Consider the following 19,454-nt stretch of genomic DNA (forward strand, 5'->3'; position numbering starts at 1 on the left):
GACACCGGGAGGGACAAGCCCTCCCGGTCGCGCAGCCAATGCAAAACTAAACCACCGCTGTCAACTTACCATTTCTTGCTCAGCTTGAACGTAACCGTCCGAGCGTCACCGTAACCGCAAACGCTGAGGCCACCGCAACCGGACACATATTCCTTGTCGAAGAGATTGCTGACGTTGAGCGATGCGACCCAATTTTCCTTTTCGTAGCGGATAGCCGCGTCGAATACTGCTGCGCCTGGGACCTTCCTGGTGTTCGCTTCATCGGCCCATGACCAGCCCTGATAGCGGACACCAGCTCCAAGGCTCATCCCCTCCAGGGCACCCGACGTCACAGCATAATCGAGCCACAGCGCGCTCGTCACCTTCGGGACGATATAGGGCGAGTTGCCCACCAATGCGGGGTTGGCCTGGTTCTCGGTCACTTCCATGTCGGTATAGGCAAACGAACCAAGCATCTTCCAATTGTCATCAAGATTGATCTTGGCTTCCAGCTCCGCACCACGGGAGACAACCTCACCAAGCTGGCTCTGGCTGAAGTCCGGATAGGTGACCGTGTTGTTGTGCTTGGTGATGTGGAAGACGGACGCTGTGATCACGCCATCGATGAATGTCGGCTCGTATTTGACGCCGCCTTCGACCTGATAGCCGTCCTCCGGCTTCAGGGCGCCGGAGATACCGGTTCCGATCTGCGGATTGAAGAAGCTCGCGACACTGACGTAAGGCGTCACGCCGTTATCGAATTCATACGCCAAACCGGCACGTCCACTGGCTGCCGCATCGTTCGTGCTGTAGCTCGTCCCGACAACAGCATCGGCGTCGGTGTTGACGAAGTCATAGCGTCCGTTGACGGTCGCCACCCAACCGCCGCCAAAGTGTATCTGGTCCTGGGCGTAGATGCCAAGCTGCTGCTGCGTGACAACCTGATCGAGCTGCACATCGTTCGCCGGCTGCGGCAAGCCATAGATCGGATCAACCGGGCTGATAGGCGTCGCGGCGGCGGGCCACGTCGGCCATTTCTGCACGTGATCCAGCTTGTAGTATTTGTAGTCGGAGCCCACCATGACGTTGTGGGTTGCGCCACCGAGATCGAACTCGTTCTCTGCCCGGTTATCGACGGAGACCGTATCCACCCTGGAGGTACCCTCGAAGCCGACGCGATAAAGCTCGGTCAGGGTCGCGTCGGTGTAGCCATAGGGGTACGGCCCGATCTCATGCTTGTCCAGATGACCATAGCGGAGGTCCTGCGACACCTTCCAGCCATTGTCGAACTCGTGCTCGAACTCGTAGCCAAGCATTTGCTGCGTATAGTTGCCGTCATCGATATCGGGCTCGCCAAGGAATGTCTTTCTGTCGATTTTTCCATAGGGCGCGTTCACAACCGTTCCCACGTAGGGGAGGAAGCCGTTACTCGAATGCACCTGATCGAGCGCGCCAGCATAACCCCAAACGGTGAGGCTCGTTGCGTCGTCCGGAGCGACAGTCAGCTGGGGCATGATGAAGCCACGCTTGTCGTGGGTGTAATCGACATAGTTGTCGCCACCGGCAACCTTGCCGGTGAGACGATAGGTCATCGTGTCGCTGGAACCGACCTTGTCGGAAATGTCGAAACCGGCGAATGCGTTGCCGTTCGAATTGATGCCAGTCTCGGCATAATAGAGCGGGTCATCCGTCGGGCGCTTGCGCACAAGGTTGACCACGCCGCCTGGATTGGCGCCTCCGAGAAGAACCGAGGACGGTCCCTTGAGCACTTCGACGCGCTCAAGCATGAACGGATCGATCTGGAAACCGCCGAAGCCATAGCTGAACAGCGAGAGGTTATCCATGAAAACGCCGGTCTGCGTGGCGTTGAAACCGCGAATGAAGAACCAGTCCGTATCGCCGTCATTACCATAAGGCTGAGCCACAACGCCCGGCGTGTAGAACAGCGCCTGGTCCACCTTGTTGGTGATGCCACGATCGTCGAGCTCCTGCCGCCCGATGACGGAGACGGATTGCGGAATTTCGTTCAGCGGAGTGTCGGTCTTCGAACCCGTCGTCGTCGCCTTGGCGACATAGCCTTTGACAGGGCCGGTCGCCGCGGCATCGGACGCGGCGACGTCTGCACCTTGAACCACCACCGGCTGCAATTCCGTTGCCTCCTGCGCCAGCACGGAGGACGCATGTGCCAACCCGGCAACAGCCACCCCCGCCAACAGATTGGCCCTGAAAATGAAACCCTTGGTCCTGCTATGCATGCCGTTACCCCATCCACGCCGCGCAAAGGCACGGCCATCACCTGAATAAGGTGAGTAATTAACTCAATTTTAATGGCCGAGCTTGTCGCTATCCGGGGAGAATTGAACGATTTTGGGCAATTTTTCGCACTGCAAACGAACGCCCGACCGCTGTGTCTTTCAGGCCACCCGCGCCTTTTTCCAGTAGGCAGGCGTGGTGCCGACATTCTTGCGGAAGACACGCGTGAAATGCGCCTGATCGGAAAATCCCGTTTCAGCCGCGATCACCGTCAGCGGCTGATCGCCCTCCACAAGAAGCTGCTTGGCCCTGTCGAGACGCGCGTTCATCTGCCACTGGTGCGGTGCCACGCCCGTCGAAGCCTTGAAAGCATGGCTGAAATGCGATTGCGAGAGCCCGGTGAGAACCGCCAACTCTTCCAGGCGGATGTTGCGGAGGCAATTTTGCTCGATGAACTCGGTCGTCTTGCGCAGTTGCCACGCCGCAAGCTTACTGCGCTTGCGCGGTGTCGCCTTCGTCAACTTCATCACATCGATGATCAACGACATCGCCAAGCCGTCGCCATAGAGGTCGTGCAGCGGCTGCGGATTGGTGCATTCGGCAGCGATCAACTGCGCGAGCGTGAGGATGCGTTCGTCCGAGAACAGAAGCTGCGGGCTTTTCAGTCTTTGGGGATCGATTTCTTCCATCAGCCGGCCGCTGACGATATCCGCATCGAAATGAAGGTCGAGATGCCTGATAAACTCGACATCCACCAGATCTGCCCAGAGCTCCATATCGGCAGGAACATAGGAAATCGGCCGGTAGGCCCTATCTTGGACCGTGCCCTGCCCCTTGGGCATCAGCCTTACCTTTGAATTGCCGGGACCGTGCAAGTCGAGCAAAATGAAGAGGCGGGGATCGCTGGCAACGTAATAGCCTCCCGCATAGGGGGCGCATTCGACATCCCAGACATCGGCCACGATCCCGTTCCATTGGCGGCGATGCGCGCCGCCAATAACGGAAAAGCCCTCGATCTTGTTTTGCATTCTCGGTTGAAACGTCATGGCCGGTCTCGCATTCCGGCGCGACCGGAAAACATGTGTATTTTAGTCAAGTTTACTATCGTGATCTTGTCGTGAGCGCAATGCGAAATTGCCGAATAGTCGACAGGTGGTAAAACATCAGCGGGGACTGTGCCGGTCCGCTATTGCGGCGCGACCGCGTCCGCCAGTGCCTGCCGGTCGAGTATCCGTTCGATCGAACCATTTGCCATGATAGCGGTGCGATCGCACATGTGGCCGATAACGCCGGGATCGTGACTGACGAGAATGAACGTCATCCCATGCGCAGCCTTCAAATCGTTCAGCAGGTTCAGTATGCCGGCTTGCACCGAAACGTCGAGCGCCGAGGTCGGTTCATCGAGCAACAGCAACTTCGGCTTCAGCAGCAAGGCGCGAGCGATCGCCACGCGCTGGCGCTGGCCACCGGAAAGCTGGTGCGGATAGCGTTCAGCGACCATCTGCTTCAACCCGACCTGATCGAGCGCCGCGTGCACGCGATCACTGACATCGGGTATTCCACGGATCGATAATGGCTCGCCGAGCGTCCTTGCGATGCGATGGCGGGGGTGCAGCGACGAGTAGGGATCCTGAAAGACCATCTGAATTTCTTCGCGAGCGGCGCCGGTAATCTTCCTGCCTGGCGACAACGGCTGGCCGAACACACGGATCTCTCCCTGCCATCCGGTATTCAAGCCGGCGATCGCCCGCAGCACAGTCGTCTTGCCACAGCCTGACGGCCCGATGAGGCCGAAGGTTTCGCCTGCGCCCACCTCGAAACTGACGCCACGAACCGCCGTATAGCCGCTTCCCGCGCCCTGAAAGGTCACAAAAAGTCTTTCGACCGAAAGCGCCGTCATGCTTCTTCCCCATAGACCGGCAGCCGCGAACCGTAAGTCGCCGCCGACGGACGCGCATTCCAAAGCGCCCGCGTATAGCCCGACTGCGCCCCGGCAAGATCTGCCGCGACCATCTGCTCTTCTATACGGCCGTTCCGCATGACGACGACACGATCGGCGTAGCGCGACACCTGTTGCAGGTCATGACTGATCAGCAGCAAACCCATTCCGAGTTCCTCGGTGAGTGACCGCAAAAGCTTCAATATCTGCTCCTGCAAGTTTTGATCGAGGGCCGAGGTCGGCTCGTCCGCAATCAGCAGTTTCGGCCGATTGACCAGCATCGCCGCGATCATCACGCGCTGTCCCATGCCGCCCGAAAGCGCGGCGGGATAGCTTGAATAGGCTCTCTTCGGATCGGTGAAGCCAACCCTTGCCAGCATATCAAGCGCATGCTCACGTCGTTCGGCCGCCGATAGTCCGGTATGCAGCAGCAACGCCTCTTCGACCTGTCGGCCAACCTTGTGAGCCGGGTTCAGCGAATATTTCGGATCCTGAAGGATAAGCCCGATATCGTTGCCTCGGATCTTGTTCCAGCCGGCAGGCATCAGGCCGCCCAGATCCTGTCCGTCGAACATAAGACGCTTTGCCTGCACCTTGGCGCGAGACGGCAAAAGCCCCATAATTGCCCGTCCGGTCATCGACTTGCCCGACCCGGACTCACCGACCATTGCCACGATCTCGCGCCCGACGGAAAATGAAACGCCGTCGACGACGCGCACCGGGCCGCGATCGGACGGGAACGAGATCGACAATTCCTCGATGGACAGCAGCGGCTCAGTCATGGCGCGGATCCAGAATATCACGCAGGCCGTCGGCAAGCAGGTTGAAGGCAAGCGAGGTGACGAAGATCGCTGTACCGGGAACCGCCGCGACCCACCATTGGTCGAAGATCACCTGCGTTCCCTCAGACACCATCGACCCCCATTCCGCTGTCGGCGGACGGACACCGAGCCCAAGGAAGCCAAGACCAGCCGCGGCGAGAATGATGCCGGAAAGGTCAAGCGCAAGGCGAACGATGGCGGACGGCAGAACCAGTGGCAGAACATGCCCCCAAAGCAGCCGGACGCCCTTGATGCCGACCATCTCGGCTGCCGCCAGATAGTCGCTTCGCCGCAGCGCCGCGGTCTCGACGCGCGCTTGGCGCGCATAGGCGGGCCAGCTTGTCAGCGCCAGCGCCAAAGCGCCATTGATGAGACCCGGGCCCATGATCGCGACGAAGGCAAAGGCGAGCAGAAGCCGCGGAAACGACATGACGATATCCGTGAGCCGCATGAGCACGCGCTCCGTCATGCCGCCGAAAAAGCCCGCAAGAATGCCGACGACGATGCCGAGCGGCGCCATCAGCAGGACGACGATCAGCACCAGCAGCAAGGTCGGCCGCGCTCCGTAGATCAGCCTCGACAGGATATCGCGCCCAAACGCATCCGTGCCCAGCCAGTGCCCGGCAGTTGGTGGCATAAGGCGGTTCGCGGTCTCCTGAAGATTGGGATCATAGGGAGCAAGGATCGGCGCCAGCAGTGCGACCATGAGAATAAGAAGGACAATCAGCCCCCCGATCGCGGCGGAGCGCGATCTCATGAAGCGCCCGACAAACGCCGCCTTGCCGACGGGGATATCAGCAATATCGCTCATTGCCGTCCCCTTGCATTGATGCGCGCGACGCCGAGGTCGGTGAGTGCATTCAACAAGACGAATGACGCGCCGACGACAAGTGTCGCCCCAAGGATTGCCGGCGTGTCGCCGGCGAACATCGCCGTCGTCAGATAGCGACCGATACCGGGCCACGCAAAGACCGTTTCCGTCAGAACCGCGCCTTCCAGCAGACCGGCGTACGAGAGCGCGATGACGGTCAACAGCGTGCCCGAGATGTTGGGCAGGACATGGACGAACACGATGCGGCGCAGGTTCGCACCCTTCGCGCGAGCGGTCGTCACATATTCCTGGCCAAGTTCGGTGAGGATCGCGGCTCGCGTCAATCGCGATATGGCAGCAGTCGCATGAAGCGCCAGGACAATCGCCGGCAAGGCCAGATGGGCCAGCACGTCGCGGAACGCCCCTGTCTTCCCCGACATCCATGAATCGATGAGCGCAAATCCCGTCACCGACTTTACGGTGTACTGAAAGACGACGTCCGCCCTTCCTGGCCCCGGCGCCCAGTGCAAACGCGCGTAAAACAGGAGCAGCATCAGCAGTCCGAGCCAGAAGATCGGGACCGAATAGCCGAATAGCGAGACGAACCGTGCAACACTATCCACCCAGGTGCCCTGCCGTGCGGCAGCGGCTATGCCGAGCGCCAATCCGATGACGGTTGCCAGCAGGATCGCCGCGGTGGCCAGCTCGATCGTTGCCGGGAAGGTCCGGGCGATATCCTTGGCGACAGGCTGCCCTGTCGAGATCGACTGCCCCAGGTTTCCGGCAAGTGTTGTCTGCAGATAGCGAAGGAACTGCATCGGGACAGGCTGGTCCAGACCGAGTTCCAGGCGCGCCTGTTCGTAGGTCGACTGGCTCGCATGATCGCCGACCATTTGCAGGGCTGGATCGATCGGCGAAAGCCGTGTCATCGCAAAGGTCACGATCGCCAAGCCCAAAAGGGTCAGCGCGAATGACCAAAACCACTTAAGAAATGGCCGAACGAACGACAACTCCCGCCAGCGTTTGCGCTGGCGGGAGTTGGTCATGTCGGCATTGGATCGCGTTGCCGCTTGCGGCACTTATTTTTCCACCTTGTCGTAGTAGACCTGGTCCGCATTGAGACCCTGGGCATAGTTCTTGATTTTGTCGCTTAGCACGACTTGGTCGTTGCCTTGAAGCGTAAAGATGAAGGGCGAGCTAGCCTGAATCTTCTTCTGCAGGTCCTGATAGAGCGCGACGCGCTTGGCAGGGTCCTGTTCCTTGACGGCTGCAAGCGTCTCGTCGGTCAATTCAGGAATCACCCAGCCGGCATATTTCGCGGCCGTGTTGGTGGAGTTGTCCTTGTTGATCGCAAAGGCACTGGCGTTGGAATGCGGATCGAAATAATCCGGGATCCAGTAGCGAAGGGTCATCTCGAACTTGCCCGAACGGCCGCGTGCATAGATGTCGCTTGCCACGCCCGGCTGGATGTCGAGGTTGATGCCGGCCTGCGCGAAGGTCGACTGCAGCGACTGCGCGATCGAGAGGAACGGCTGGTCGTTAAAGACGATGAGTTCGACCTTGAACGGCGTCTTGATGCCGGCATCCGCCAGAACCTTCTTCGCCTTCTCGACGTCGAGCTTGAATGGCGTATCCGTCAGCGCGCCGGGGAAACCGACTGGCAGGAAGGCCTGATGCACGGTGCTCTGGCCGCGCAGCAGGTTCTTGGCGATGCCATCGTAATCGACCAGATAGCGAGCCGCTTCCCAGAAGGCCGGATTGCCAAGGGTCGGATTCGCCTTGGTGTTGAGCAGGATATAGTCGGTGCGGGCAGAAGGAACGGAGAGCACCTTGACGCCGTTCTTGTCCTTCAGCGCTTCGATCTGGTCGGCCGACAGGCCACGAGCGATATCGGCATCACCCTGTTCGACCAGCAGGCGGCGCGCGCTAACGTCAGGAACGTTGCGGATGATCACGCTTTCCAGCTTCGGCTTGTCGGAAGAGTTCGGATTTGCCTGCAGCACGAGAGCTTCGTGCGGCGTGTAGGTGGCAATGGCAAAGGCACCGCTGCCGGCGGAATTCGTCTTCAGCCATTCATTGCCGAAATCATTGTCCTTGGCTTGCGCTGCAACGGTCTGCTCATCGACGATCGAGGCGATCGGCGCCGTCAGCAACGACAGGGCAAAGCCTGAGCCGACATCAGCCGTCCAGGTGAGCTTGACGTGCTTGTCGTCGACCTTGGTGACAGCCGCGTCGACATTGTCAGCCGTCCAGCCGAGCTCGTTCAGGATGAAGGCAGGCGACTTGTTGAGCTTCACTGCGCGGGTCAGCGAGAAGACGACATCCTCGGCGCGCACCGGATTGCCGGAGGCGAATTTCGCATCGGCCAACTCGAACGTCAGGCTCTTGCCGTCAGCCTTCCAGGAGGCAGCCAGCGCCGGCTCGATTTTCGTGCCATCATCCCGGTTGGACTGCACGAGCCGCTGATACAAGTTGTTGAAAGACTGAACCGTCGTCAACTCGAAGCCTTCGGCCGGGTCGAAGCTGACGGCATCATCGATCGACTGGGCAACGACCAGCACATTCGGCGGCGTTTCGGCATAGGTGACCGGCGCTCCCAAAAGAAGCCCCAAGCTGAAAACGGTACCGAGCAGTTTAGCGCGGCCGGCGGCGAGGTTCATATTCATATCTCCATGAGTTAATTGGTTTAATTGTTTTGGCCAAACTTAGCGATGCGGCGGGCCGCCACGAGGCCTGATTGTCCATTTTTGCATTTCGGGGTGGAAAATCTTTCCGGTTGTCGTGGATGGCAAATCTACTCGGCTGCGGCTTTCGAAAGAATCATGTGATCGAGCGGCAGTTCGGTCGAATACTTTATCTGCTCCATTGCGAATACCGAGGAAACATCGCGGATATCGATCTTCGCGATGAGCCGTTTGTAGAATGCATCATAGGCCGCGATGTCGGGCACGACAACGCGCAAAAGATAATCCACATCGCCGCTCATGCGATAAAAGTCCAGAACCTCGGGGAAGGTCACCACAACTTCCGAAAACCGCTTCAGCCATTCGGTCGAGTGCGCGTCCGTCCGGATCGACACGAAGACCGTAACGCTCGCGTTGACCTTTACCGGGTCGAGAATGGCAACCTTCCGCTGAATGACACCATCCTCCTCCATCTTCTGGACACGCCTCCAGCAGGGAGTGGTGCTGAGACCGACCTTCTTCGCGAGATCCGCGACCGACAGCGTCGCGTCCTCCTGCAGAATGCGAAGGATCTTGCGGTCGAGACGATCCATCCTGGAATGCCTTTCGATAGAAGAATTGAGACAGAGCCCGCCCACACGGAATTAGCTTTCCGCATGTCAATTTGGGTTGAACAGGCCTTTGGGGAAGAGCAGTGAGGCAGCGCTTCTTCAGCTGGCGAGCTTGCGAAGCGCTAACAGATCGAAGACATCAAAGTCATTGAAAACTCACTTTCTTTCCTAAAGACTACTATTTCAGTAGGAATAATCGAGAATTGAAAATCTCAAGAATGTGCGCTTCGCGGGAAAATTCTTCTACAATTTGGCGACAACCGGAGAGCGTCAGTTGGGGAAGGTCGGAGTGCCAGGCTTCCGTCGCAAATCCTCCGAATTGCCCAGAATGGGGATGCAGGTCCCGAGGGCCTGCCCTCGCCTAGCGGCGCGCGGCCCAGCTCAGGCCTCGCCGCAATATCAGCGGCATATGGGCATGATCGAATTCGGCGGCGACGTGACCGAGCGCGGAATAGAAGACACGACCGGCACCAAAGCTGCGCTTGAAGACCACCGGCATGGTGACATCGCGGGCTGCCGGGTCGTGTTCACCGGTGAAGGTGGTGGTTGCGAGGATTTCGATGGAAGGGTCGTAGTGCAGGTAATACTGCTCGGACCGATAGTCGAAATCCGGAATTCCCCGCATCACCGGGTCTTCCGGGCTGGTAACCGAGACGCGAAAATCGATGATATTGCCGGGATGGGCAACCCAGGTCACGCCGGAGACGTAGCGGAACGGGGCGCTTTCCTTGAATGAGGTCGCGAGCGAGCCATGATGTCCACCAAGACCGAGCCCTCCGCGTACGACTTCCACGAGGGCGTCGGCATGGGATTTTTCGAGGACCTCGCCCGTGATCACAGGCACGACAAGATCTGCTTGAGCGAGCTGCGGCGAACCGAAGACGCCGAGATCGTTAGTGACCTCCGTCTGGAAGCCATCTTCCGCGAGAAGCCCGGCGACGATGCCGGCGCATTGCTCCGGCTCATGGCCCCGCCAGCCGCCCCAAACGATGATCGCCTTACGCATGATCTTTCCTTATCTCGGATGCGCTGAACCGCCGGAGGGGCTTGGCCGCCGGCGGTTCAAATATCCACGATCTCAGCTTCGGATCGTGGCCTTCCCTTCCTCGACCAGTCGTGCCGCTGCTTCAGCAGGCGTCGTCCGCTCAAACGCGAGTTCGTCGGCGATCGGGCGCAGGACGCGCTGGTCGAACTCCGTAGACCCCAAAGGCGCAGGCGCTGGATAGTCACCCACCTGATCCTTGAGAAGGTTCACGTATTTCACGGTAGCCTGCTCCGTCGGGTTGAGGTTCGGCAATATCGCTTCGCGGACCGCCGGCGACATCGGCACGCCGCGTTCGACACCAAGGATCTTGCCGGCGTCCGGGTCATTGACGAAGAAGTTGATGAACCGTGCCGCAGCTTCGCCGTTCTTCGTCGTCGCGCCAACGCTCCAGATGAGAGCCGGGCGATAGTAGTGGCCCGACGGTCCGCCCTTTTTCTCGCGGGGCAGCATCGTGATGGCCAGCTTGCTTTTCGAGATCAGCTGGTAGCCGACCAGCTGGTTGGAATAGGCCATGCCCATTGCCGACTTGCCGAGCGCCAGACAATTGGTGTCGATCGTGTTCTGGTCCAGCGTCTGTACGTCGGCTGCAACGGTGCCACCCTTCTTTCGCAGCTCCTCCCAGAAGCTGTACCACTCCTTGGCGTCCTCGACGTCGAAGCCAAGCGTCGCGTCCTTGTAAAGGCTCTTCCCGCGCTGCCGCAGCCAGGCGTCGAACACATAGTTGTAGCGCGCGCCGTAGGGTCCACCCGCGTAATTGTCCCTGCCGCCCGCCTTTGTGAGCTCGACTGCCAACTTTGCATACTCGTCCCAGGTGAGATCCGGCGTAGGCACCGGAATACCAGCCTTCTCGAATGCCGTCTGATCGAAGAAGAGCGCGAATGAATTGAGGCCAAGACCGACGCCGTAGAGCTTTCCGTCCACAGTCGTCAGCTTCAGCACGTCCTTGCCGAAGGCATCGACCTTCAATGTCGAGGGCACGAACTCATCGAGCGGCAGGCAGGCCCCGCGCTTGGAGTAATCGGAGATCGTTCCGGGCTCGAGCTGAAACACATCCGCGATCGAACGGCCAGCCATCTGTGTCGCCAGCTTGGTCCAGTACCCGTCCCCGCTGAGAGATTCACCAACGATCGTCACGCCGGGCGTCTTGCCTTGATAGAGCTTGGCGACGTCGAGCGTGCGCTTTGCGCGATCGTTCGATCCCCACCACATGGCGCGCAGCTGTGCGTCCGCTGCAAAAGCCGGAATGCTAGCGCCGGCGCCGAATGCCAGGCCGGTCGCCACGCCGGCGGAGCCCATCAGAAATGAACGTCGATTGATCTGCATGCTGATTCCTCCGGTTGCCTGCCCTTGGCGTCCTCCAACGTCTTTCGGGCATGTGGCGGAAAGAGTACGCAAAAACTTTCTGTTTGCAACAAAATATCTTTCTATTGCAAATTTGCGTAATTTGCATAACTCTACACTCATGAGCGAAATCAAATCAAAGCGGCCGCGTCAGGCCGACATTGCCGCCACTGCAGGCGTCTCCGTATCGACCGTGTCGCGCGTCCTGGCAAACGAACCCGGCATCAGCGAATCTGTCCGGCAGCACATCTTGCGGGTCGCAGCTGAGCACGGTTATCAAACCAAAGGCTCTTCAGAGCCAATGCCGGGCGGTCTCGCGTTGATTGCCAGTGACGGTGCGACAGGCGGGCTCAGCGTCTTTTACGAGTCGATTGTCGAGGGTTTGCGCGCAGGCGCAGCGGACGCGGGCATGTCCTTCGAAGTCCGGCTGGTCCGTGAGGACCGCGCGATGCCTGATGTCATTCGCGAGCACATGAAGGCCACCAACGCCGAAGGCCTGTTTCTGGTCGGCATCGACCCCAATCCTGCGCTGCGACAATGGATCGAGGCAGAAAAGATCCCAGTCGTTCTCGTCAACGGTACTGATCCACGACTTCGGCTCGACGGTGTCTCTCCTGCCAATTTCTTCGGCGCCCTCCAGGCAGGCGAACGGTTGCTTTCCGCCGGCCATCGCAAGATCCTGCATTTCACCGGTTCCCATCGCCACACCATCCGCGAGCGCGTCAGGGGCTTTGACGCAGCGATCGCGTCGGTGGAGGGAGCCACCAGCAAGGTGGTTCCAATGAGTTTCCAAGGCAGCGCCAGCCGGGAAGCTCACGAATTGATGGCCGCCATCCTGGATGAAGAAGAGGGGTTTACCGCCGCTTTCTGCATGAACGACTTCATTGCCGTCGGCGTTCTGGAAGCCGTCACCGAGGCAGGCCTTCGGGTGCCTGAAGATTTCGCGATCGTCGGTTTCGACGATCTGCCCTGCGCAATGATGACCAATCCGCCGCTCTCCACCATGCGCGTTGATCGTGGCGCTCTCGGCCGTGAGGCCGTCGGCCTGATGATCGACAGGTTCCATGATCGGACAGCGCCAGCCCGTCACGTCTGCCATGCGGTCGTCCCCGTTGCCGGGGGCACCGTACCAATGCCGAAAACCGATGAGTGATGTTGATGACCTATGATCCGGCCAGCGCCAATCCGTTAGCGGGCAACCCGCTGGAGACGCGCGAAGACATGAACCGCGCCCTCCTCGATCTCTTCGATCCGTTGCTTCCCTATTTCTCAGCGGGCAATGCACGCGTTCGGCTGGATGCTGCCGGCGCCCATTTTGATCGCGCAGCCGCGGACCTGGAAGGGTTTGCCCGCCCTCTTTGGGGCCTGGCACCGCTTGGAGCTGAAAATGGCGACTTTGCCCATTGGCAGCGTTTTGCAGAGGGGCTGGCGAACGGCACGGATCCCGACCACCCGGAGTATTGGGGTACGGTCAACGGCCGAGACCAGCGAATGGTCGAGCTCGCAGCGCTCGGTTTTGCGCTGGCGCTTGTCCCCGAAAAGATCTGGGAGCCTCTGAGCGAGCCGGCGAAGGCCAATGTCATCGCCTATCTCAAGCATGCACGACAGTTCGATTATGCGGATAACAACTGGAAGTTCTTCCGCATTTTCGTCGACATCGCCCTTGATCGCGTCGGCGCCGAATTCGACCGCAGCCTGACAAGGCGATACCTCGAGGAGCTCGAGGGCTTCTATATCGGTGACGGCTGGTATCGCGACGGCAACGTGCGCCGCATCGACCACTACATTCCTTTCGCGATGCATTTCTATGGACTGATCTATTCCAAGCTTGTCGATGACGACTACGCGAAACGCTACCGAGAACGCGCCGTTCTGTTCGCCAAAGATTTTCGCAACTGGTTTGCGCCCGATGGCGCGACAATCCCCTTCGGCCGCAGCCTGACCTACCGCTTCGCCTGCGCCGGGTTCTGGTCGGCGCTCGCCTTTGCCGATCTTGAAGCCCTGCCCTGGGGCGAGATCAAGCATCTCTGCCTGCAGCACCTGCGCTGGTGGAAGGACAAACCGATGACCAATCGCGATGGCATCCTGTCGATCGGCTTCGGTTATCCGAACCTGCTGATGTCTGAGAGCTACAACTCGGCGGGATCGCCATATTGGGCATTCAAGGCCTTTCTGCCGCTGGCGATCGCGCATGACCATCCATTCTGGACAGCGAAGGAGAAAGCGCCTGCACCAAGCGAAAGCGTCTCGCCGCAGCGCCATTCCGGCATGGTCCTGATGCGTGCCGGTGGCGATGTCGTGGCCCTATCTTCGGGACAAGAAAATCTGCAGATGCGGTTCGGCACGGAGAAATACGCGAAGTTCGCCTATTCCGCACGCTATGGCTTCAGCGTCGAAGCCGATGAGCGGAACTTCGCCGGCGGTGCGTTCGATTCCGCGCTCGCCTTCAGCGACGATGGATTGCACTACCGCGTGCGCGAGACGAACGCTGAGGCAAAGCTCGCCGGCGACGTGCTCTATTCGAGATGGTCGCCATTCAGGGATGTTTCCGTCGAAACCTGGCTGGTTCCCGCAGCACCCTGGCATATCCGCGTCCACAGGATCAACTCTCCGCGCCCACTGCAAACGGCCGAAGGCGGGTTTGCGATTGCCAAGCGAGACTTCGATCTAGACGTGCTTGCGGCTGCGCCGGGCAGTGCCCACGTCATAGGTGAAGCCGACTTCTCCGGTATTGTCGACTTGGGTTCGACCGTGGAACGAACCGGGCTCGCGCAGAAAGCTCTGCCGAATACCAACCTGATCGTCGCCAAGACGCTCGTTCCCCAATTACGGGGCGAGATCCCGGCCGGCGAAACCATCCTGGTGACGGCCGTGCTCGCGCTCGATGAGCCGGCTGCGGTTTCCCGCGCATGGACCAAGCCTCCGGCGGCACCTGACATCTCGGTGCTTGAGGCCCGCATAGCCAGGGACGGCATCACCGTCAGCGCCATCGAAGCGCCGGGGCAGATGCCATGAGTCGACCGGGTATCGCGCTTGCCATGCACCCGGGGCGGACGGAGCACGTTCTCCCCGATCGCCTTCTCGACCGGCTGGAAAGTCTGGGCCGATTGCTTGATCGAGAGCCGTTGCAGACCTTCGCTGACGAACGCGCCAAGCGAATACTGCCTGAAACGGAAATCCTCATAACCGGATGGGGTGCTCCCTATGTCGGCCGCGATGTGCTTTCGGCAGCCGGAGGGCTGAAGTTGATCGCCCATGCGGCGGGAACAGTGAAGGGCCTCATAGATGAGCGGGTTTTTCGCGCAGGCATCGCCGTCAGCCATGCTGCGGAGGCCAACGCGATCCCCGTGGCCGAATTCACGCTTGCCGCCATCCTCTTTGCTGGCAAGCAGGTCTTCCGGTTTCGCGACACTTATGTTGCGGACCGCAACCGGCATCGCACGCATCCGATGCAGCGGCTTGCAATCGGAAACTACGGCCGCACGGTCGGCATCATCGGCGCGTCGCGCATCGGCCGGCGCGTGATCGAGCTGCTGAAGCCCTTCAATTTCAGAGTTATCCTCTTTGACCCCACGTTGAGCGTGTCGGAGTGTGCGGCGATGGGGGCTGAACAGGCTGATCTTGATTGCTTGATGCGCAGCGCTGATATCGTCTCGCTGCACGCACCTTCCCTGCCGTCGACGCGCCATATGATCGATGCCCAAAGGTTAGCGCTGATGAAGGACGGCGCGACGCTCATCAATACGGCACGCGGCGCCATCATCGACGAGGCAGCACTTCTCGCCACGCTTTCAACCGGTCGGATCGATGCGATCATCGATGTGACCGACCCTGAGATACCGGAACCGGCATCCGCGTTTTACGACCTGCCGAACGTGTTCCTGACACCCCATATCGCCGGCGCCGTCGGGCTCGAGCGGACGCGATTGGGCGAAATGGCCGTCGACGAGATAGAGCGATACTTGAGCGGTCAGCCACTGCAATACGGGATCACGCTAGCCGACCTCGAAAGAATGGCCTGATGTTTGAGCCGTGGCTTCGCTTGCGCCGAGCCGGCTCAATTAGCCATCCGGCAAGGTGAAGACCAAGCAGGAGCGGTCGATACCGCGCAACCGGTGCTCCCCCAGGGAAACCAGTTCTTTGCTGGCTTGCGCGGTCGCCTCGCCGGACACGAGGACCGTGCGATGCAGAGGCTTGCACAATCCCTCCAGCCGGCTGACGAGATTCACCGCTGGCCCGATCGCCGTGAAGTCCAGCCTGTCGGCAGCGCCGATGTTCCCCCACAATATCTCACCGAAATGCACGGCCACGCCAAACGGCAAGGGCGCGAGACCTTGCGCCTGCCGCGAAACCTCGAGGTGAGCCATGCCCGCCCGGGCAGCCACAACGGCGTTCAGCGCCGCGTCGCACGCCTCCGCCGGGGTCGCGGTCACGGGGAAAATTGCCAGCAATCCGTCGCCCATGAATTTCAGGACTTCTCCGCCGAAGGCGTGCACTGCTCCCGCGAGGCGCTCGAACCATGCATCGAGCGCAGCAATCACCAGCAAGGGTTCTGTCGTTTCCGACATGGTGGTGAAGTCCCGCAAATCGGCGCACAGAAGCGCCGCACGAATGATCTCTCCGGTTCCACGCGAAAGCGCGCCTGACTGTACGCGCACGGCGCTCCGCCGGCCGAGATAGGTTTCGAGCAGTGCTGCCTGCGCCGCCCTTGAAGCGATGGCGGCCAAGGGTGCCAACGCAAAGCGCGCAACCTCATTCAGCCGGCCTGTTTCGGTAGAATCGAATGGTCGTTTGCCAGCCCAACCGAGCACCGGAGTATCCGGTGCCTTTCCAATCGCGCTTTCAAACAGCGGTCCGAGCTCTTCAAGCCAACCGCGCTGCCCGCTATCGGGCGCTCCTGCGAGAAACCCCAGACGTTCTCCCACCACCCCAGTGTCGGCTCTCCACAGCGACGTTCGGTGTGCAATGATCGGATGCGCGACAGCAAGCGTCAACGCACCACCGGCGAGCGGCAGCCCTTCGGCTTCAAGGCGACGACCGAGGTCTCTCAGGAACGACGCGGCGCTGGGTGACGCTGCCGCGTCATCAACAAGCCAGGCAATGGGATCGGATAGGTCCATTGGGAACGGCCTCACGGCATTAGCGAACGATCATCCAACACCAGCCGCAGCTCCCCGTCAGGTCGCTGTTACCCACGGATCCGGCCCCGGATCTCGGCCGGCCGCAACTTCGCCAAGCCGACCGAGGTAGTGTTCCCAACCCCGTGTATGGCTCGCACATTCTTCCGCGTCCGGCAGGCCTGTGTGGGTGAAGCGCAGGAGCGTTCCGTCCGGCTGCTCGATCAGATCGATTTCGACCAGGCTGGAGCCAGGGGGAAAGGTATCACTGCCTTCCCAGCCGAAACTATAGGCAAGGCGGTGGACAGGCACCACTTCGCGAAACGATCCGCGGGCAATGCGGGTACCGTTGACGTTCACGAGATATAGGCCTCCCGGGCGCGGCTCGACCTGGGCTTCGGTGCCCATCCAGGCGAGTATTCTCTCCGGGTCGGTAAGCAGCGCGAAAACCGCCGCAGGTGGTGCGGGAATATGGGTTTCGCGCTGGATAATGAATTGCTCCTGCATCTATCGCTCCCGGTTCCTCGACCGCCTCCGCAAGCCCTACCCGAACTCGGCCTCAGCCATCCCGAGCTATGGATGTAGTCCTGCCGTTCACGCGAGCAAGTCCAAGTCCCTGAAACTTGTGCGGGACGACGCGCCGTGCTGCCGTGGCCAGCGACGAGATAAACAACTTGATCTGGCGACCTCTTTTGCGCATTCAATGAGCCGCAGGCCGTGATCGAGTGACAAATTGCAAACCATGCATGAGTTAAAGCGACAGGATGATGCAAGCGCGCCTCCTATCCCTCGTCAATGAAGGCCAGATGATTTTGCGGTCAACCACCTCATGAAACCCAGCAGCCTCAACGTCCTTGTGATCGACGAGAACAGCATCCGAGCGTCCATCATCGAGGTGGGTCTCCGCGAGGCCGGCTACGACAGGGTGACGATTATTGCCGATATGCATGGCCTTGCCCGGCGCATCATGGAGATCAATCCCGACGTCATCGTCATCGACATCGAAAATCCCAATCGTGACATGCTCGAAGGCATCTTTCAGATTTCACGCGCCGTGAAACGCCCGATCGCCATGTTCGTCGACAAGTCGGACGAGGCGTCGATCGAGGCCGCTGTCGAAGCCGGCGTGTCCGCCTATATCGTCGACGGGCTCAAGCAGGAGCGGGTTCGTCCCATCCTGAAGATGGCGATCAGCCGGTTCAATGCGTTCTCCCGTCTGAGCCGCGAGCTGGAGGAAACCCGCGGTGAACTGGAGAACCGAAAGGTGATCGACCGCGCAAAAGGACTTCTGATGCGCTCGAGAGGGCTGTCGGAAGAGGACGCCTATGCCCTGTTGCGACGAACGGCCATGAACCAGAACAGGAAGATCGTCGAAATCGCCCAAAGCCTTGTTACCGCAGCAAGCCTGCTCGACCCCGGAACCGACGCATGACACACGAAATCACCGCGGGCTTCCTGCCGCTTCTCGATAGTGCGCTTCTGGTGGCCGCCAAGGAAAAGGGGTTTGCCGAGGAGCACTCGGTTGCCCTCAAGCTCGTGCGCGAGCGCTCCTGGGCAACGATCCGGGACCGATTGGCGGTCCGCCACTTCGATGTGGCCCACATTCTTGCGCCGATGCCAATTGCCTGCAATCTCGGGCTGACGGCTCCCGCGCCGCAGATGGTCGTCCCGATGGCGTTGGGGCTGGGCGGCAACGCAGTCACCGTGTCTCCTGAATTGTGGAGCGAAATGGTCGATCACGGCGCAACCGCCGATCTCGACGCTCGATCAAGCGGGCTGACACTGCGGCAGGCGATCGTCGGCCGCAAGGGCGACAAGGTACGCCTCGGCGTCGTCCACCCCTATTCAGGCCACAACTACGAACTTCGCTACTGGCTGGCGGCGAGCGGCATCGACCCCGAGAATGATGTCGAGATCGTCATCCTACCCCCGCCGGATATGGCCGATGCCCTTACCGCCGGCATTATCGATGGTTATTGCGCGGGCGAGCCCTGGAACACGCTCGGCGTCCTCAGAAGCGACGCCCATCTGGCGACAGTCAAGGCGGCAATCTGGAAGTCCAGTCCGGAGAAAGTCCTTGGCGTCAACCGCCGGTGGGCAGACAACCATCCTGAGGCGCTGGCTGCCCTCCTTCGGGCGCTCTACCAGGCTTCGCTCTGGTGCTCCAATCCGGCAAATCACGAGGAACTCGCAGCGCTTTTGGCAACAACGACCTATGTCGGCCGACCAGCTGAAAACCTGTTGCCCGCTCTGACTGGCAGACTTTCGATCGGTGGCGGACAAATCCAGACGGTGCAGGACTTTTTCGTTCCCAATGCCAAGGCCGCGACCTTTCCATGGCGGAGCCACGCCCTGTGGTTCTACACGCAAATGGTTCGATGGGGGCATATCGAACACACGCCCGGCCACCAGCAGATCGCGGCAGATACCTATCGACCGGATCTCTACCGCAGCGCCCTTAAGACGCTCGGCGTCGCGCTGCCGTCCGCGAACTCCAAGGTCGAGGGCGCTCTGGCCACCGAGACGCCTGTCGGCTCGACCGGCACTTTGACACTTGGGCCGGACGGTTTCTTTGATGGCAGCCTGTTCGATCCCGATCGAGTCGATGCTTACATTGAGAGCCAGACCGTCCGCTAAGCGGCGTGCTCATTTTGTGCGCATTGCACAAAATTTGGATGAAATGTTGCACTGCTTTTAAAGCGCCTGGTCTCCGCACCATCGACCAAAACTACAAAATCCTTACAAATCATAATCTTAAAAAATCTGGCACGCCTTTTGCTTTCCTTTAAGAAGGCCAATAAGCCAAGAATTCGGCGTCCAACGACGGGCGCCCCAAGCAAAGCCGCTGTTCAG

17 protein-coding genes are annotated in these 19,454 nt (G+C 60.1%); 5 read left to right on the forward strand and 12 right to left on the reverse strand.

Annotated features, from left to right (window positions below):
* Positions 1–65: 65 nt before the first annotated feature.
* From A6U87_RS20435 to A6U87_RS20480, 10 genes are all read right to left on the reverse strand, one after another.
* Positions 66–2,234: a TonB-dependent siderophore receptor gene (locus A6U87_RS20435; protein ID WP_065693133.1), complete on the reverse strand. Its 2,169-nt coding sequence runs from the start codon at positions 2,232–2,234 to the stop codon at positions 66–68.
* A gap of 159 nt (positions 2,235–2,393) precedes the next feature.
* Positions 2,394–3,278, reverse strand: coding sequence for an AraC family transcriptional regulator (locus A6U87_RS20440; protein WP_065693134.1), 885 nt, complete (start codon positions 3,276–3,278; stop codon positions 2,394–2,396).
* A 140-nt stretch (positions 3,279–3,418) separates the two neighbouring features.
* Positions 3,419–4,132, reverse strand: coding sequence for an ABC transporter ATP-binding protein (locus A6U87_RS20445; protein ID WP_065693135.1), 714 nt, complete (start codon positions 4,130–4,132; stop codon positions 3,419–3,421).
* Positions 4,129–4,953, reverse strand: a complete 825-nt coding sequence (locus A6U87_RS20450) for an ABC transporter ATP-binding protein (RefSeq protein ID WP_065693136.1) — start codon at positions 4,951–4,953, stop codon at positions 4,129–4,131. The genes A6U87_RS20445 and A6U87_RS20450 overlap by 4 nt, the downstream gene beginning before the upstream one ends.
* Positions 4,946–5,803, reverse strand: coding sequence for an ABC transporter permease (locus A6U87_RS20455; RefSeq protein WP_065693137.1), 858 nt, complete (start codon positions 5,801–5,803; stop codon positions 4,946–4,948). Before A6U87_RS20455 ends, A6U87_RS20450 begins: the two co-directional genes overlap by 8 nt.
* Positions 5,800–6,882 (reverse strand): ABC transporter permease, encoded by a 1,083-nt coding sequence (locus A6U87_RS20460; RefSeq protein WP_141684014.1) that lies wholly within the window; start codon positions 6,880–6,882, stop codon positions 5,800–5,802. The genes A6U87_RS20455 and A6U87_RS20460 overlap by 4 nt, the downstream gene beginning before the upstream one ends.
* Entirely contained in the window at positions 6,883–8,463 is a 1,581-nt protein-coding gene (locus A6U87_RS20465) for an ABC transporter substrate-binding protein (protein ID WP_065693138.1), read from the reverse strand. It abuts the gene before it with no gap.
* A gap of 134 nt (positions 8,464–8,597) precedes the next feature.
* Positions 8,598–9,080, reverse strand: coding sequence for an Lrp/AsnC family transcriptional regulator (locus A6U87_RS20470; RefSeq protein WP_065693139.1), 483 nt, complete (start codon positions 9,078–9,080; stop codon positions 8,598–8,600).
* A gap of 379 nt (positions 9,081–9,459) precedes the next feature.
* Entirely contained in the window at positions 9,460–10,104 is a 645-nt protein-coding gene (locus A6U87_RS20475; protein ID WP_065693140.1) for a ThuA domain-containing protein, read from the reverse strand.
* A gap of 72 nt (positions 10,105–10,176) precedes the next feature.
* Positions 10,177–11,466 carry an ABC transporter substrate-binding protein gene (locus A6U87_RS20480; protein WP_065693141.1) on the reverse strand — a complete coding sequence of 430 codons (1,290 nt, stop codon included), beginning with the start codon at positions 11,464–11,466 and terminating at the stop codon, positions 10,177–10,179.
* A gap of 139 nt (positions 11,467–11,605) precedes the next feature.
* Between A6U87_RS20480 and A6U87_RS20485 the strand changes: the two genes are divergently transcribed.
* From A6U87_RS20485 to A6U87_RS20495, 3 genes are read left to right on the forward strand one after another with little or no spacing between them, the layout of a single operon-like run.
* The gene (locus A6U87_RS20485; protein ID WP_065693142.1) at positions 11,606–12,637 is read left to right on the forward strand and encodes a LacI family DNA-binding transcriptional regulator; all 1,032 of its coding nucleotides are present in this window, start codon (positions 11,606–11,608) and stop codon (positions 12,635–12,637) included.
* 5 nt (positions 12,638–12,642) lie between these two features.
* Positions 12,643–14,499, forward strand: coding sequence for a DUF2264 domain-containing protein (locus A6U87_RS20490; RefSeq protein ID WP_065693380.1), 1,857 nt, complete (start codon positions 12,643–12,645; stop codon positions 14,497–14,499).
* Complete coding sequence (locus A6U87_RS20495) at positions 14,496–15,506, forward strand: hydroxyacid dehydrogenase (RefSeq protein WP_065693143.1); 1,011 nt, start codon at positions 14,496–14,498, stop codon at positions 15,504–15,506. Before A6U87_RS20490 ends, A6U87_RS20495 begins: the two co-directional genes overlap by 4 nt.
* Positions 15,507–15,545: 39 nt before the next feature.
* Here the strand turns inward: A6U87_RS20495 and A6U87_RS20500 are convergent, their stop codons facing one another.
* Together A6U87_RS20500 and A6U87_RS20505 are read right to left on the reverse strand one after the other, a co-directional pair.
* On the reverse strand, positions 15,546–16,604 hold the full coding sequence (locus A6U87_RS20500; protein ID WP_065693144.1) for an adenylate/guanylate cyclase domain-containing protein: 1,059 nt from the start codon (positions 16,602–16,604) through the stop codon (positions 15,546–15,548).
* A gap of 57 nt (positions 16,605–16,661) precedes the next feature.
* Complete coding sequence (locus tag A6U87_RS20505) at positions 16,662–17,108, reverse strand: SRPBCC family protein (RefSeq protein WP_065693145.1); 447 nt, start codon at positions 17,106–17,108, stop codon at positions 16,662–16,664.
* Positions 17,109–17,430: 322 nt separating this feature from the next.
* Here A6U87_RS20505 and A6U87_RS20510 point away from each other — a divergent pair, with 322 nt between their 5' ends.
* Together A6U87_RS20510 and A6U87_RS20515 are read left to right on the forward strand one after the other, a co-directional pair.
* Positions 17,431–18,033, forward strand: a complete 603-nt coding sequence (locus tag A6U87_RS20510) for an ANTAR domain-containing response regulator (protein ID WP_065693146.1) — start codon at positions 17,431–17,433, stop codon at positions 18,031–18,033.
* The gene (locus A6U87_RS20515) at positions 18,030–19,238 is read left to right on the forward strand and encodes an ABC transporter substrate-binding protein (protein WP_065693147.1); all 1,209 of its coding nucleotides are present in this window, start codon (positions 18,030–18,032) and stop codon (positions 19,236–19,238) included. Before A6U87_RS20510 ends, A6U87_RS20515 begins: the two co-directional genes overlap by 4 nt.
* Positions 19,239–19,454 lie beyond the last annotated feature (216 nt).

Origin of the sequence: Rhizobium sp. AC44/96 (assembly GCF_001692185.1) — a bacterium.
In the GTDB taxonomy this organism is placed as follows: domain Bacteria; phylum Pseudomonadota; class Alphaproteobacteria; order Rhizobiales; family Rhizobiaceae; genus Rhizobium.